At 56.8% G+C, this 15,329-nt stretch carries 13 protein-coding genes and 1 tRNA gene (1 of these 14 only partly in view); 6 read left to right on the top strand and 8 right to left on the bottom strand.

The genetic code is table 11. The features are described from left to right. Window positions 1-156 precede the first annotated feature (156 nt). The 4 genes from argF to QF629_07055 all read right to left on the bottom strand — a co-directional run bounded on the left by argF (window position 157) and on the right by QF629_07055 (window position 4,103). A complete protein-coding gene (gene argF, locus QF629_07070) occupies window positions 157-1,065 on the bottom strand; it encodes an ornithine carbamoyltransferase (protein ID MDP6013290.1) in 909 nt (302 codons plus the stop codon). Then, window positions 1,062-2,231, bottom strand: a complete 1,170-nt coding sequence (locus QF629_07065; GenBank protein MDP6013289.1) for an aspartate aminotransferase family protein — start codon at window positions 2,229-2,231, stop codon at window positions 1,062-1,064. Before QF629_07065 ends, argF begins: the two co-directional genes overlap by 4 nt. A 105-nt stretch (window positions 2,232-2,336) precedes the next feature. Then, window positions 2,337-3,269, bottom strand: coding sequence for a phytanoyl-CoA dioxygenase family protein (locus tag QF629_07060; protein MDP6013288.1), 933 nt, complete (start codon window positions 3,267-3,269; stop codon window positions 2,337-2,339). Window positions 3,270-3,275: 6 nt separating this feature from the next. After that, the gene (locus QF629_07055; protein MDP6013287.1) at window positions 3,276-4,103 is read right to left on the bottom strand and encodes an ABC transporter permease; all 828 of its coding nucleotides are present in this window, start codon (window positions 4,101-4,103) and stop codon (window positions 3,276-3,278) included. Window positions 4,104-4,307: 204 nt separating this feature from the next. Here QF629_07055 and QF629_07050 point away from each other — a divergent pair, with 204 nt between their 5' ends. The 6 genes from QF629_07050 (at window position 4,308) to QF629_07025 (ending at window position 11,425) form a co-directional block, all read left to right on the top strand. Further along, window positions 4,308-6,344, top strand: coding sequence for an HD domain-containing phosphohydrolase (locus QF629_07050; protein ID MDP6013286.1), 2,037 nt, complete (start codon window positions 4,308-4,310; stop codon window positions 6,342-6,344). A 20-nt stretch (window positions 6,345-6,364) separates the two neighbouring features. Next, window positions 6,365-8,572, top strand: a complete 2,208-nt coding sequence (locus QF629_07045) for an adenylate/guanylate cyclase domain-containing protein (protein MDP6013285.1) — start codon at window positions 6,365-6,367, stop codon at window positions 8,570-8,572. A 15-nt stretch (window positions 8,573-8,587) separates the two neighbouring features. Beyond that, a complete protein-coding gene (gene arsC, locus QF629_07040; protein MDP6013284.1) occupies window positions 8,588-8,935 on the top strand; it encodes an arsenate reductase (glutaredoxin) in 348 nt (115 codons plus the stop codon). Between the two features lie 23 nt (window positions 8,936-8,958). After that, window positions 8,959-9,615 (top strand): TIGR02281 family clan AA aspartic protease, encoded by a 657-nt coding sequence (locus QF629_07035; protein ID MDP6013283.1) that lies wholly within the window; start codon window positions 8,959-8,961, stop codon window positions 9,613-9,615. 62 nt (window positions 9,616-9,677) lie between these two features. Then, a complete protein-coding gene (locus QF629_07030) occupies window positions 9,678-10,895 on the top strand; it encodes a GPP34 family phosphoprotein (GenBank protein MDP6013282.1) in 1,218 nt (405 codons plus the stop codon). Further along, window positions 10,895-11,425, top strand: a complete 531-nt coding sequence (locus tag QF629_07025) for a chromate transporter (protein MDP6013281.1) — start codon at window positions 10,895-10,897, stop codon at window positions 11,423-11,425. Before QF629_07030 ends, QF629_07025 begins: the two co-directional genes overlap by 1 nt. Here QF629_07025 and QF629_07020 read toward each other — a convergent pair. The 4 genes from QF629_07020 to QF629_07005 form a co-directional block, all read right to left on the bottom strand. After that, entirely contained in the window at window positions 11,422-12,690 is a 1,269-nt protein-coding gene (locus QF629_07020; GenBank protein MDP6013280.1) for an anion permease, read from the bottom strand. The two genes, QF629_07025 and QF629_07020, sit on opposite strands and share 4 nt — an antisense overlap. 33 nt (window positions 12,691-12,723) lie before the next feature. Continuing rightward, window positions 12,724-14,355, bottom strand: a complete 1,632-nt coding sequence (locus QF629_07015) for an acyl-CoA synthetase (protein ID MDP6013279.1) — start codon at window positions 14,353-14,355, stop codon at window positions 12,724-12,726. A 10-nt stretch (window positions 14,356-14,365) separates the two neighbouring features. Then, on the bottom strand, window positions 14,366-14,833 hold the full coding sequence (locus tag QF629_07010) for a cache domain-containing protein (protein MDP6013278.1): 468 nt from the start codon (window positions 14,831-14,833) through the stop codon (window positions 14,366-14,368). Between the two features lie 453 nt (window positions 14,834-15,286). After that, window positions 15,287-15,329 (bottom strand) — tRNA-OTHER (locus QF629_07005) (it continues 41 nt past the right edge of the window).

Genomic DNA, 15,329 nt, shown 5'->3' with positions numbered 1-15,329 from the left:
CACGCCATAAGGTGAAACAGCGGACGGGTAGGCGCGACGACCCAAGATCTGGTTGATGGTGGATCCGAGCCTGACCAGCCGCCCATACACGCCAAGCGCCTAGATATGAAATGGTTGGATCAGATCGTCAGAAAGGGCAGCTTCAGTCACGGCGCGTCACGCGTTCAGACACCAAAGAAGAACAGCCTTCTGGGCATGCAATCTGTTCTCAGCTTCATCCCACACTTTCGAACTCGAGCCGTCGATAACATCGGCGCTCACTTCGTTACCGCGGTGCGCTGGCAGACAATGCAGGAAGATAGCATCCGCTGCCGCCTTCGACATCAAATCGGCGTCAACCCGGTAGGGCTCGAGCAGGCGATGCCGGCTTCCCGGATCGTCGCCCATCGAAACCCATGTATCGGCGACCACACAATCCGCACCTGTGACTGCCTCGGCTGCGTCCACACCCAGGCTAACCGCGCCGGCGTTCTCGGCAGCCCAATCCATAATTTTAGGATTCGGCGCAAGAAGGGTGGGGCATGCAAGCCGTAGCGTAAAGCCAAAGCGCACGGCCGCATGTATCCAAGACGTGGCGACATTATTGCCATCGCCTGTCCAGGCGATGGTTCTGCCGGCGACCGGTCCCTTGTGTTCCTCGAAGGTCAGGATATCGGCCAGAATCTGACAGGGGTGGCTGCGGTCCGAAAGACCGTTAATCACTGGTACGGCGGCGGCATCGGCGAACTCGATTAGTGTATCGTGCCGTTTTACGCGCAGCATCGCCGCGTCGACATAGCGCGACAAGACGCGGGCGGTATCGGTGGCCGTCTCACCCCGGCCCATCTGGCTTTCCCCAGGGTTTAGTATAACCGTGCGACCGCCGAGTTCGGCCATGCCAACCTCGAACGAGATGCGTGTGCGGGTCGAGGGTTTTTCAAAGAGCATCGCCAATGTGTGCCCAGCGAGCGGAGTACCGGCGTTGCCGCCGCGCCCCGCCTTCAGCATTGCCGCCTGATCGACCAGCTCACGCAAGCTGGACGCATCGATCTGGTCGAGATCCAGGAAGTGACGCAGTGCGGTCATCTTTCCAGCTCTTGGCAGGACGTCTCCAGCGCGCTGACCGCCTCATCGACCTCGGTCTCACTAATGATCAAAGGCGGTAGCATGCGCGCAACATTGTCGCCGGCGGGGACCAAGAGGACGCCACGCTCGCGCATATCGGCGACCAAGTCCATGTTGGTGATGGCGCATTTCATACCGAGCAAAAGACCCTGGCCACGTACTGATTCGATGATATTGGGGTAGTGAGCCGCCACATCGCCGACACGCGAGTGTAGATACTTGCCTGTAGCCTTCACGTTTTCTAGGAAACCGTCCGCCAAAATCTCGTCCAGCACAGCATTACCAGCGGCCACGGCGAGTGGGTTACCGCCGAAGGTTGAGCCATGTGTGCCGGAAACCATGCCTATAGCAGCCGCCTCCGTCGCAACGACGGCGCCGATAGGGAAGCCGCCACCGAGTCCTTTGGCAAGACCCATGACGTCGGGCGTTACGCTACACCACTCGTATGCGAACAGCTTACCGGTATGCCCGATACCCGTCTGTACCTCGTCGAACAGCAGCAAGATAGCAAACTCATTGGCGATCGTCCGTAACTCCGCCAGAAAGTCGTTCGCGGCAGGGTTGACACCACTTTCGCCTTGAATCGGTTCGACAAGAATAGCCCCTGTCTCACCCGTTATGGCCGCGCGCACTGCGTTGGCATCACCGAACGGCACATGGTCGAAGCCATCCATCACTGGACCAAACCCATCTAGAGCCTTCTCGTTACCGCCGGCAGCGAGTGTTGCCAAAGTGCGGCCGTGGAAGGCGCCATCGAAGGCGATAATCCTATACCGTTGCGGGTTGCCACTGGCGCTGTGATATTTCCGTGCAACTTTTATAACGCCTTCCATTGCTTCAGCGCCGGAATTACAAAAGAAAACACTCTCACCAAAGCTATGCTCGCAGAGCCGTTCGGCAAGACGCTCTTGTTCCGGAATCCGATACAAATTGGAGCAATGCCAAAGCTTCTTAGACTGTTCTTCCAGCGCCGAGATTAGGCGCGGATGGGCATGGCCGAGCGTGTTGACGGCGATACCAGTGGCGAAGTCCAGGTATCGCCGGCCATCCGTCGCGACGAGATAAGCACCATTGCCACACTCGAAAGCGATTTCTATCCGGCCGTAGGTCGGCATCACCGCAGACATTGGACTCTCCTGATTCCAGATGGCTCGACCCGCATTGTTGGCGCGCCGGAAAAAAAGGCGGGGAGTATCGTGACACGATAGGCGCTTGTCAACGCAGATCGTGCTCTATGTTTGGCCGGTTATTACAGCCTCCTGATCCTCGGGCACGTAGAAGTAGGATCCCGGGCGAAAATCGTAGCCTAGATTGCCCAACAAACGTTGCTGGCGTGGCGTGCAGCTATCCAGCACGTCTCTCGGCGGTTCACCAAAATCGTACCAACGGATGAACATCTGACAATAATTGTAGAGCAATGTTTTTCTGGCTCTGCCGGAATTGTTAGGCGCGGGGCCGTGCCAGATCGAGTGCGGAAAGATAAAGGCGTCACCGGCCTTTCCCGTGGTTTGCACCGCACCGGGCGCATGGGGGTGTGGCGCACGTTCAGCGCCTTCAGGGAAGGGGCGCATATGGCTCCCCGGAAACAAAGTGAAGTTGCCACAGTCCGTGCCGGACACGTCGCTGAGCAAATACAGCACCTTTACGGCAAGTGGGAAACTGGTCTCGGTGACACGAATACGCCGCTGCCCTTCGCCGCCATCGGTATGGGTGTAGCCGTCAAAGTTATCATGGGAGGGACGCACGATTGCCTGCGACATAGAGAACTGGATACAGGGTCCCATGATATCGACAATCAGGTCGAAGGTTTCCAGCTTATCGATGAGGTCTATGAACGCCTGGTGATAGGGGAGCAGGTTGCGCCGATCCATGAACGCGGAGGGGTCTGGATCGGCATGATCAACCCATGCGTAATGGCCAAGTGGCAAGTTCCCGCACGCCGGCTCGTAACCGGGCAACAGGCGTATCCTGTCAAGTTCGTTACTGAAAAGCTCGACCTCTTCCGAACTTAGCGCACCCTCGATCTGCAGATATCCATCGACCGCCCATTGCTCTCGCTGTAGCTCGGTCAACGTGTGCATCACATTGGCGTCCATAGAGGTGCCTTTCACTTGCTTTTTAACCGCCTGATGATGCCGGGCCAATTCGACCCAGACAAGCCCCACGTAACTCTATTCCTTGATCTTGTATCCGCTCGATAACATCCACCAGCACAGGGTCCATAGCGCCACATTGGTAAGAAGAAGGATAACGGTACCTAGCACTAGTGACCCCTCAGCCATGCCTATGAAGGCATAGCGCATGCCGTCGATCATATAGAAAAATGGATTGCACAAGCTAACCATGTGCCACGACTCAGGCAACCTATCGATCGAGTAAAATGTTCCAGACAGAAACGCCAAAGGCGTCACAAAGAAGTTGGTAATGGCGGCCATCTGATCGAATTTTTCGGCCCAAATTGCGGTGGCTAAACCGATCAAAGATAACATCAAGGACGCTGAAACAGCGTAGAATGCCATTGCCAGCGCGTTATGTATTTTTAAGTCGACAAATCCGGTCATCACCACGGCGACGGCAATTCCGACCATGAGACCACGGGTCACACCGCCACCTGCCAACGCCAGTGTTAGCTCGCTTGGGCTGAATGGAGGAATCAGCACGTCAACGAAATTGCCCTGTACCTTAGAGCCCATGACGGAAGACGAAGTGTTGGCGAAGGAGTTCTGTACTATCGCCATCATGATCAAGCCAGGTGCCAAAAAAATCAAAAATGGAATCCCTTTGATCTCACGCATGGCGCCGCCTAGCGCGAGGGCAAATACCGCCAAGAAGACCAACGTAGTAACGGTCGGCGCCAGCACCGTTTGCGCTGGAATTTTCATAAATCTCCTGACTTCCTTCGCATAGAGCGTCCAGAGCCCAAGCCAATTTACGGCTCCGACGCGCCGGGCGCCAAAGGAATGAGCGTGTATATCGTCGACATTTTGTTCACTAGTCATATTGTCACTGGTCATAGGGAGGCTTTCGCTGTTGGCAAGGTTTTGCACCGTACTTTGCAGCATTGAGTTTCTGCAATATAGTTAAAATTTCTGCCTGCCGTGGGATACTGCCTAGCCAACTCGGATCGCAATTGACTCTAATTCCCACAAGGAGATTTTGTCGTTGGCGTCCCATCAGGGGCGGGCGTAGCAAGGAGGCGCCAAGTGAGTGACGGTCCCGTCACGGCTTTGGTTGTCGATCGCGACGAAAAAGACCGGCGCACATTTTCGGAGCAATTTAGTGCAGAGGCAATAACCTTTGCCATGATCGATAATGTGGCAGCGGCGCGGGCTGTCCTCGATGAGTACGATCCGGAGGTCATGTTGTTGGACATGACCGACAGGACGCTGGGTGGTATGGGTCTGCTCCAATCTCTGCGCGCCGAGCCTGATGGCGTGACACTGTCCGTGATTGGGATCATCGATGAGAGCCATCTTGATCAGGCAGATGCAATCCTTGCGGCGGGAGCCGATTTCCTCGAGATGCGCCCCCTGATCCCTGAGCTAATCCGCGGTCGGTTGCAGGCAGCCAGGAATCAGCGACAGCTCCGTGATCAGGTCAAGGAGCAACTTGGGCACTTTCGGGCCTTAAACGAGATCGGCGTGGCGTTGTCGGCGGAGCATAATAAGAATCGCCTGGCCGAGAACATTCTGCTGTATGCCAAGGGCCTCGCAGATGCGGATGGCGGCACGATTTATCTCATGAGTGAAGACGAGAAAGAGCTGCGTTTTGCCATCGTGCGGAGCGACTCGCTGAATCTTGCTCTGGGCGGTGCTACCGACGAGCCCATACCGTTCGCGCCGCTACCCCTCTACGCAGTTGGCAGCGGTAAGCCCAACCATGCCAACATCGCCACACATGTCGCCTTGACGGCGGAGACGGTGAATATTTCTGATGCCTATGAGGCCGATGGCTTTGATTTCACTGGCATGCAATGCTTTGATTTTGAGCATAACTATCGTTCAACATCTTTCCTGACCATCCCGATGAGGAATAATACGGGTGAGGTAATTGGTGTTCTGCAACTCATCAATGCTATGGATAGGCGTAAGGGTGAGGTCGTTCCCTTCACAGCCGAGGTGCAGGAAGTTGTTGAGTCTCTGGCGAGCCAAGCTGCCGTTGCCATCGACAACCAAACGCTACTGGAAGGGCAGAGAGGGCTACTCGATGCCTTTATCAAACTTATTGCAGCGGCAATCGATACCAAGTCGTCCTATCAAGGTGATCATTGCGCACGCGTGCCATTTCTAACCGGAATGATAGCGGATGTTGCATGTGATGCAGCCACCTCTCCCTTCGCCGACTTCACTATGGATGAGGAACAGAAATACGAGCTCATGACGGCGGCTTGGTTGCACGACTGCGGTAAGGTGACAACACCGGAATATGTGGTTGACAAAGCGACGAAGCTTGAGACGATTTACGATCGTCTGCATACCGTGCGTGCCCGCGCGGAGGTCCTGAAACGCGACGCCGAGATTGCCTATTTAATGGCACGCTCTGGCCCCGATGCCGGCGCGCTGCGCAAAACCTTTTCCAATTCTGTTGCGGCGATCAATAACGATCTCGCCTTTATCGAGCGCATCAATGTAGGCGGCGAGTTCATGAGCGCCGAGATGGTCGACAGAGTGGAGCAGATCGCTGCGCGCACTTGGTGTGATGCCAATGGCGATGACCAGGCGTTCCTTACCAAGAATGAGGTCTATAACCTCAGTATCAGGCGCGGCACGCTGACTGCCGAGGAGCGGGAGATCATCAATCATCACATCGTGATAACGATCGAGATGCTTGAGAAACTACCGTTTCCAAAAAACCTACGCAACGTGCCTGAGTTCGCTGGCGGTCATCACGAACGTGTGGACGGAAGAGGCTATCCACGAGGGTTGTTACGCTACGAAATGTCAGTGCCGGCCCGCATGATGATAATAGCGGACGTGTTCGAAGCCTTAACTGCAAGCGATCGCCCCTACAAGAAGGCAATGAAGCTGAGCGTGGCGATGACGATTCTTGGCAAAATGAAGCACGAGCATCATATCGACCCAGACCTGTTCGACCTCTTTGTCGAGCACAAGATTTACGAACGTTATGCTGAGCAGTTCCTTCTTCCAGAACAGATTGACAAGGTCGATGTCAGCGAATATTTGGGTCCGTTGCCGGATGCAATTCCGGACACCGCACCCGAGCCGCAAGCGGGCACCTAACGTCGCGGGCGATGTCATAGATGCTTTGGCGTCCCAAGATCAAACTTATGCATGTCGTCGGTTTTGCGATATTGGTCGTGGTCTGGGGTATTCGCAACTGGGATCCGACCCCAGTGCAACAATTACGGTTGGCGACTTTTGACCAGTTTCATCGTAGCTTGCCGCGTGAGCCGCAGCCCACACGGGTGCCCATCGTGCTGCTCGATATCGACGAGGACAGCCTACAGCGCGTCGGGCAGTGGCCATGGTCTCGCGCGACCCTAGCGAGGCTGATAAATCGTCTTGCCGAATATCAGACATTGGTTATCGGCTTCGACATCTTGTTTTCCGAATATGACCGTCTGTCGCCAAGCCTGTTGGCCGATGAGCTGAGGGGGCTTGATCCCGACGTGATCTCGCAGTTACGGGCCATGCCGACTAATGAGGAGCGCCTCGCCAAGGCGATGGGGCGCATAATGGTGGTGCTTGGCCAGTCGGGGCTGCCCGTGGAGACGCAGCCGCAGGAGGGGCTTGGGCGAAAGGCGACGTTCGCGGAACTGGGCCCCGATCCGAAACCGTTCATGTATGCCTTTTCCGGGGTACTCCGGAATGTCCCGGAATTGGAGGCAGCAGCAGCTGGCATAGGCATGATCGCCATGCCGCCCGAGATCGACCAGGTTGTTCGCCGCTTGCCATTGGTCACGCGCGTGGGGAACGATATTTATCCTGCACTCGGGCTGGAGATGTTGCGCGTCTTGAGCGGTAAGCCGACCGTGCTGGTGAAGACGGATGAGAAGCTTCAGCAGAGAATCGTCCGCATACAAACCGTACCAGAGATTGAGACGGACGCAAATTTCCGGGTTTGGCCGTACTTCAGGCGTTCGCTGGAAAACCTTTACGTTTCCGCCGCGGATGTTCTCGACGGAACCGTCCCACCCCAGCGTCTGCGAGATGCCATGGTGGTATTCGGCACTTCGGCGATCGGCCTGCATGATATCAAGCAGACGCCCATGGGGCCGGGAACGCCGGGCTTCGAGGTTCATGCCCAATTTCTCGAGACGGTGCTGACCCAGAACTTCCTGACCCGTCCGCCTTGGCTGGAGGCAGCAGAAGGCACTGCGCTCGTTGCCATCGGCCTGCTGATGATCATTTTCGTGCCACTACTCGGTGCCACCTATTCCTTACTACTTGGTGTAATAGTTTCCGTCGGCATGTTCGGGGCTTCGTGGTATGCTTTCAGCGAACATCGTTTGCTTGCAGACCCGCTTTATGCCTCGCTCACCGGATTGGTGCTGTACATAACGTTAAGCTACCTAAGCTATCGCGGAGAGGAGGCGCAGCGCCAGCAGATTCGCGATGCCTTCGGTCGCTTTCTCGCCCCGGCCATGGTGGAGACACTGGCCGCCGATCCATCGCAGCTCAAGTTGGGCGGCGAGATGAAATCTCTTACCTTGATGTTCGCCGATATTCGCGACTTTACTTCCCTTGCCGAGGATTTTGAGCCTGAGGGTCTGACCGAACTTATCAACCGTTTTCTGACACCGATAACCGGGATCATCATGGCGGGCGGTGGCACCATCGATAAATATATTGGCGATTGCGTGATGGCCTTTTGGAATGCACCGCTCGATGACGAGGCGCATGTCAATCATGGCTGCACCGCGGCGCTACTCATGCTGGCCGCGTGCCGAGAACTGAATCGGGAACGCAAGACCGAGGACGAGGCGGAGGGTCGCCAGCACAAGCCTATACGCATCGGTATCGGTATTAATACCGACGAGGTTTGTGTCGGTAATATGGGATCGGAGCAGCGCTTCGATTATTCTGTGCTCGGCGATGGTGTTAATTTGGCATCGCGTCTAGAGGGGCAGTGCAAACCCTATCGGGTTGATATTGTCATAGGCGAACGTACACAGGCGCGGCTCGACGAGATGGCGACTTTGGAGCTTGATCTTATTCAGGTCAAAGGGCGCCAACAGCCGGAACGCATTTATACCCTGGTCGGGGATGGTGACGTGGTCCGCAGTGTTGGCTTTGCAGGGCTGGTGGAACGCCATAATGCCATGCTGGATGCCTACCGCTCGCAGACCTGGGACGATTGTGAGGCCCAGCTTACAACTTGCCGAGAGCTTGCCGACGGCTGGCCACTGGGAGATTATTATGACGTCATTGCGGAGCGCGTAGCCGAGTTTCGCGCTGTGCCGCCGAATGAGGATTGGGATGGCGTCTATGTTGCCAAAAGAAAGTAGGAGTGAGGTTTTCCCATGCCCGTAACCATTTATCATAATCCACAGTGCAGCAAGTCGCGCCAAACTCTGCAATTGTTGTGCGATAAGGGTGTCGAGCCGGACATCGTCGAATATCTAAAGTCGCCTCCGGATGCCAAGACACTGGCTGGACTTTTGAAGAAGCTTGGTCTCGTGCCGCGCGAGCTAATGCGGCGCAAGGAAGCAGCTTATAAGGAAAATGGACTCGCCGACAACAACCTTGACGATGCAACACTGATTGATGGCATGGTATCCAATCCTATATTGATAGAGCGTCCGATCGTGGTCAATGGCCAAAGGGCTGCACTTGGGCGCCCGCCGGAAGCCGTATTAGACATCCTTTGAGGGAATGCTCTATTGCCTTTCTCGTGCTGGCGGCGCTATTTGCTGCTGGCTTATTGGTTCTTTTCCTTTTGAATCCGTCCGTGGCAGAGTCCGAGGCTGGAATAATGCGCATCGTTTATGCGGTGGCATTGTTGCTGATCATCGGACCGGTAATCTTTGCTGACCGTCTCAGCGGCAACCTGCGCAACCTCACAATATGGACAGGCATAATCGGCGTCGTCGCCCTGGGCTACGCGGTTTGGCAGCAAAGGAGCTTTGTACCGGAAAGGATTCGCGCCGAGTTGAACCCCCGTCGAAGCGTTTCAAGCAGTCCGAGTGAGGCCAGCATCGTAGCCAATGACGGCGGTGACTTCGTTGTCGAGGCGTTTGTTGACGGCACCTCCGTGATATTCGTTGTCGATACGGGCGCCAGCGATGTCATCTTGTCGCTGACGGACGCTGAGCGTGTTGGTCTGGACCCGGATAGTCTCTCGTATACTCGCGCCTATACTACGGCCAACGGTACTATATTTGGTGCACCCATCCGCCTGGAAAGCATTAGTATCGGTCCGATCGCGGTCGAGAATGTGCGTGCGTCGATCAGTCAAACGGATCTGAGCACATCTCTCCTTGGCATGAGCTTTCTCAAACGGCTCGACGGCTTCTCGGTGCGTGGTCGGACGATGACTATTTATCAGTAGCGCGGTAGATCTGACGGTTTATTTATGACAGTTTTACGATAAGTATTAACTGCTGAGTTACCATGTATACGACATGCGAGGATCTAATCTTGTTGTCGTTTTCCGGCGGCACCCAGGCGGTGCCGGTGCGGCCGACTATGGTTCCAGCGCTAGCCGGCACGGCACTCACAGATCTGCTTCTGGCAGAGCGAATCGGGGTGAGCGGTGATGGTGTCAACCTTGTCGACTGGTCGCCGCTCGGGATTGGATATCTGGATACGGTGCTCGGCCGCATTCACGCGGCGGGAGAGGCACGGCCGGTAGAGTATTGGCTTGACGATCTCAGTGACGGCGCAATCGATCTCGAGGCGACGGTGCTGGACGCCATGAGCGAGCGAAGCCTACTGACCGCGGACGCTTGGCCGCTTGCTGGCGGCTTTAGCGTTACAGGGTTTGCGACAGCACCGAAAGCAGCCGCCCGTGTCAGGCGTTTGCTTGAGCATCTGGAGCGCAAGAAACCGATCAAGCCTCGTGAAGCACTTTTGATAGGTTTGGCCCATGCTTGCCGGCTGTTTGAGCGGGCGCTCGGCGGCAAAGAGTTGCGGCGTCTGGCCGAGAGAATCGACCATGCGGCGCGGCTACCGTTGGTAGGCTCGGAAATCGTTGCGGCTGTGACCGCGTCTTATGTGGATGCTGAGACAGCAAGTTCCGCAGCGCCGGTCGGAGGACGACGTCTGTGGGAATGGCGTGCTTTCTGGAGCGAGCAAGTTCCGACTTTGGCTGCGACAGGCGCTTTGGCATCTCCGCCAGGGCGCAAGCTATCCACCACACGTGTGACCGACCGTTATCTGCTAATCCCGGAACGCCGCGACAGTGTCAAGGTGCGTGCTGATGGCCTGGAAGTGAAACAATGCATCGAGACTTATGGTCAGCTGCAGGCCTTCATGCGCAAGCAAAAATTTAAGTTCCCTTTCGTCGCTGCGGATATTGCAGCCTTGTTTCCACGCCTCAGCGGGCTCGACGAGCCAATTGAGGACATCAAGGGACTAGAAGTGCTGCTCAACCGTCTCGACTATGCGCCCCGCCTACTTAAGGCACGCAAGCGGCGCTTTCGAATTAATTTTGATGCCTCGCTAAGGTATGAGTTTGCCGAGGTGACCGTGCGTGATCAAGTTCATTGGACTGTCTGCGTCGAGGGACCCGACCATGGTCGTATTCTAGCCGAACGCCCGCGGGCTCTGCCGGAGCGCGGAATGGTCATGGGATACGTCGATTTTCTCGCCGCTGTTTCTGAGTCTTGATGCTAGAAGCCTGGCAACTGCTAGTTAGCTTCGGCCGCATCGGCTTATTCGCGCTCGGCGGCGGTAATTCCATGATCACCCTGATCGAACAAGAATGCATCGAGAACCGTGGCTGGCTAAACATAGAAGAGTTTGCCTCGCTACTAGGCGCAAGCTACCTCTTTCCTGGTCTAACAGCAGTGAAGTTGTCCGCCTTGATCGGGCTCAAAGTTGGCGGCGTTCCGGGCATGCTTGCCAGCGTCCTCGCTCTCAACCTGCCTGGGCTGGTGCTCGCGGTGGTGCTTTGGCGGCTCATCGTTGTGCACCAGGACAGCACCTTAGTGCGAAAGCTACTAATCGGTATGCGCTATGCCGCCGTTGCCCTACTGGGCGCGGCTCTCTATGCCTTGGCCAAGCCGCTCGTTACCGACCAGCTCTCACTGCCGGCACTGATCCTAGCACTATTACTGTTCGTGGCGGTGGCGCTTTTCGATATCTCGCCGTTCGTCGGCATCGTAGTTTTCGTCGTTGCTGCGCTGATATTACTTTAAGCGCCGAACAGGGTGCGCAGGACAATAAAGGCAAGCGCGGCGAGGCCGGCGGCGAGCGGTAGTGTCACCACCCATGATACAACGATATCGCGAAACAGCCGTAGATCGACTTCATCGACCGAGCGAGCCAAGCCGACACCCATGACAGCGCCAACGGCGATATGTGTCGTCGAGACCGGCAAGCCGGTGCGCGAGGCCAGAACCACAGTTGCCGCCGCCGCCAGGGTTGCGCAGAAGCCACGATTTGGCGTGAGCGCTGTGATGCGCGTGCCGATGGTTTCCATCACCCGATAGCCGTACGTGGCAAGGCCGGCGACTATGCCGCCGCCGCCGAGCAGTAGCACCCATAACGGCAACGCCGACTTATTGGCGATCTCGCCGCCTGCACTGACAATTCCATATACGGCCGCAAGCGGGCCGATGCCGTTGGCGACATCGTTGGAGCCATGGGCGAACGCCATGGCACAGGCGGCAAACAGCATCATCGGGGTGAATATGCGTTCGACGTTCATCAGCGCGACATCGCGGTCTTGGCTTTCGGTCGTGTGCACCCGGGCGATCAGGTATTGCCCCAGCACTGCCGCCAGCACGCCAATCAAGGAGGCAACGATAAAACTGCCCTCAATGCTGAGCTCAAGTTTGAGATGCTTCAGGCCCTTGAACAGAGTTACGAGCGAGACCACAAAGCCTAAGAGGAAAACATAGGCAGGGCCGTAGCGACGGGCGCAGGCAGCGGGGTCATCGCCAGTGAGAATCAACTTTCTGACACTGACCTTCAACGCGAACGCGATGGCGCCACCTATCAGGGGAGAGATAACCCAGCTCGCGGCGATCTGGCCGACTTTCGGCCAGTTCACAGCTGTGGTCCCCGCCGATACCACGGCGAAGCCGATGAGGGCGCCGACGATCGAATGGGTCGTCGAGACCGGCCAGCCCCGGGCCGAGGCCACCAACAGCCAAACCCCGGCCGAAAACAAGGCTGCCAACATGCCCAACACCAGTATCTCAGGCGTGTTGGTGAACATCGCGGAATCTACGATATTGCGACGCACGGTAGCGGTGACATGGCCGCCGGCGATCGCCGCGCCAGCAAATTCAAAGATGGCCGCGATTATCACTGCCGTTGTCACCGTGATGGCGCCCGAGCCGACCGAGGTTCCCATGGCATTGGCGACGTCGTTGGCGCCGATACCCCAGGTCATGAACACGCCCAGCACGAGGGCTAAACCAAGCATCAATGTGCCGTTCGCGGCGATAATGTCCAATGATCGATCCCCTGGAGGTAAGCTCAACGCCTCCTATAGCGCTCGGGTTCTTTCCCGCAATACATTTTTTTTGATTTTGCCTGTCGAGGTTTTTGGCAAAGGCCCGAAGACGACGGTCCTCGGAGTTTTGAAGCCTGCTAGCTTGTCGCGGCAAAAGGCAATGAGGTCACCTTCACTCACGGTCGGTGCGTTGTCCTTGAGATTAACGAAGGCGCAAGGGGTCTCGCCCCATTTTTCGTCGGGCCGGGCCACCACGGCCGCTTCCAGTACCGACAGATGCATGTAGAGCACTTCCTCGACTTCTATCGAGGAGATGTTCTCGCCGCCCGAAATGATGATGTCCTTCAAGCGATCCTTGAGCTCTATGTAGCCGTCATCGTGCATCACGCCGAGGTCGCCGGTATGGAACCAACCATCGGCGAAAGCCTCGTTGGTGGCAGATTCGTTCTTCAGGTATCCCTTCATGACGGTATTGCCGCGCATCATTACTTCGCCCATGGTCTCGCCGTCCGCAGGGGTGGGGCGCATGGTCTCGGAATCAAACACACCAACGCTTTCGAGCACGGGATAGCGGACACCTTGGCGCGCCTTCAGGCGGGCCTGCTCCTCCGCGGGTAGGTCGTTCCACTCCTCGTGCCAATCACATACTACCCCCGGGCCGTAGCACTCGGTCAGGCCATAGACGTGCGTCACATGGAATCCGGCCGCTTCCATTGCCGCGATGACGGGCGGCGGTGGGGGTGCCGCGGCGGTCATTACGGAGACTGGCGATGCCAGTGGTCGGGGCTCGTCCACAGCGGTATTGACCAGCATCGACAGCACGACCGGAGCACCGCAGAAATGCGTGACCTTGTGTTGTGCGATGGCGTCGTAGATCTGGCCCGCCTCGACTCGGCGCAGGCAGATATGAGTTCCGGCCAGCGCTGTGATCGTCCAGGGAAAGCACCAACCGTTGCAATGGAACATCGGCAGGGTCCAGAGATACACCGGATGCTGAGGCATGCTCCAGACCATCTGATTACCGAGTGCGTTCAGGAAGGCACCGCGATGGTGATAAATAACACCTTTGGGATTGCCGGTGGTGCCGGACGTGTAATTCAGGCTGATCGCATCCCATTCGTCGAGCACGGGCAGGGCCATGAAGTTCGCTGCGCCCTCATCGAGAAAGCCCTCATATTCAATCTCGCCAATGCGTTCGCCGGGGCCCTGATAACTGGGATCGTCATAATTAACCACGAGCGGTGCACTTGCCATACCGTCAAGGGCTACGGCAAGCACTGGCGCCAATTCACGGTCGGTGATGATCAGCTTGGCTTCGCTGTGCTCAAGGATGAAGCGTACCGCTGTAGGATCGAGACGCGTATTAATGGCGTTGAGCACGGCACCGGCCATGGCAACGGCATAATGAGCCTCCAGAACAGCTGGTATGTTCGGCGCCAGCACAGCCACCGTGTCACCGCGACCGATATCGTGAACTGCCAATGCCGCGGCCAGTTTCCGGCAGCGGCTCGCAAAGTCACGATACGTTTTGCGTTGCTCGCCATGCACCCAAGCGATGCGCTCCGGATGCACCGCCGCAGCACGGTCAAGGAAGGATAGCGGCGTCAGGGGTTGGTAATTGGCAGGCGTTTGGGGTAGGCCGACATCATAGGGGCTGTTTGCCATCAGGGAAGTTCTAAGTGGAGACGGTGCCGTAAGCACCGACGCCGACGATAAGGTCGCCGACACGCTTGACGAAGCTAACCTTAGACGCAAAGTCACCGGTGCAGGGGTTAATGAACTCATACTCGACCCAGCCTTCGCCACTGTTCTGAGCAAGCGCGATCATTTTCTGGACATAGTAGCGTCCGTCGGCCGACTGTGCCTCGATACCATTGCTGCCGACCACGTCAGGGCGCAAGCCGTGGGCCCAGACGTTACCGCTAAAATCGAGCACGAAGACATAGAGGTCGCGGTCGAAAAAATCACCGCCGGCGTCCATGAACTCATGCAACGCGGTTTGCGCACCCACATCTGCGATACGTTTCTCAGCCCGCTCAACCATAGCCTTGGCCTCTTCCGGACCGGCAAAGCTGCACTCGTCCGCCACCACCGGTAGGGCCGCGGCAAGGAACAAAAACGTCATAGCCAAGCGTAACATCATCGGCTCCCACGTCGAAATTGCTAAATATGGCGTACCGTGCCTTCGATATTAAGGTAGAGCCAGCGCTCGTACGAGCCCCAATAGGGATAGACCTATATACGGATCAGGAGCTTGATCGCCTCGACATCGGGATCCCCGGATATGTCCATACAGGGCATCGCGCTGCACCTCCAAATAACACAGATGGGATGCAGAACGGGCACGCGTGCCGACGCTGCCATGCCCGGGGTGCCAGGATATAAAATCGAAACTTTCTACGCATCTGAGCGCAGTCGGCCTATCCTCGAGATAGCTGTTGGACAGGTCGCGATAGGACAGCCGATCGACGGTCACTAAATCGGTTTCTAGGTGGTATTTGGCGCGAAGCCGCTCGGAATCTTCCAGAATTAACGGCTCACGCTTACAATGCGTCAGTTTAGCCGTATCGCCTGGCTTTCATCACGTTTGGAAATGTGGCGCGCCCGGGAAGATTCGAACTCCCGACCCCCAGATTCGT

It is taken from the genome of Alphaproteobacteria bacterium, from assembly GCA_030739735.1.
Taxonomy (GTDB): domain Bacteria; phylum Pseudomonadota; class Alphaproteobacteria; order UBA7887; family UBA7887; genus UBA7887.
This window is presented reverse-complemented; position numbering and strand designations above follow the sequence as displayed.

What these genes read in the sequence shown, in the direction of transcription:
- QF629_07045 (MDP6013285.1), top strand. Translation starts at nt 6,365, where the DNA reads ATGCTTTGGCGTCCCAAGATCAAACTTATGCATGTCGTCGGTTTTGCG.
- QF629_07055 (MDP6013287.1), bottom strand. Translation starts at nt 4,103, where the DNA reads ATGACTAGTGAACAAAATGTCGACGATATACACGCTCATTCCTTTGGC.
- argF (MDP6013290.1), bottom strand. Translation starts at nt 1,065, where the DNA reads ATGACCGCACTGCGTCACTTCCTGGATCTCGACCAGATCGATGCGTCC.
- QF629_07065 (MDP6013289.1), bottom strand. Translation starts at nt 2,231, where the DNA reads ATGTCTGCGGTGATGCCGACCTACGGCCGGATAGAAATCGCTTTCGAG.
- QF629_07010 (MDP6013278.1), bottom strand. Translation starts at nt 14,833, where the DNA reads ATGATGTTACGCTTGGCTATGACGTTTTTGTTCCTTGCCGCGGCCCTA.
- QF629_07025 (MDP6013281.1), top strand. Translation starts at nt 10,895, where the DNA reads ATGCTAGAAGCCTGGCAACTGCTAGTTAGCTTCGGCCGCATCGGCTTA.
- QF629_07030 (MDP6013282.1), top strand. Translation starts at nt 9,678, where the DNA reads ATGTATACGACATGCGAGGATCTAATCTTGTTGTCGTTTTCCGGCGGC.
- arsC (MDP6013284.1), top strand. Translation starts at nt 8,588, where the DNA reads ATGCCCGTAACCATTTATCATAATCCACAGTGCAGCAAGTCGCGCCAA.
- QF629_07015 (MDP6013279.1), bottom strand. Translation starts at nt 14,355, where the DNA reads ATGGCAAACAGCCCCTATGATGTCGGCCTACCCCAAACGCCTGCCAAT.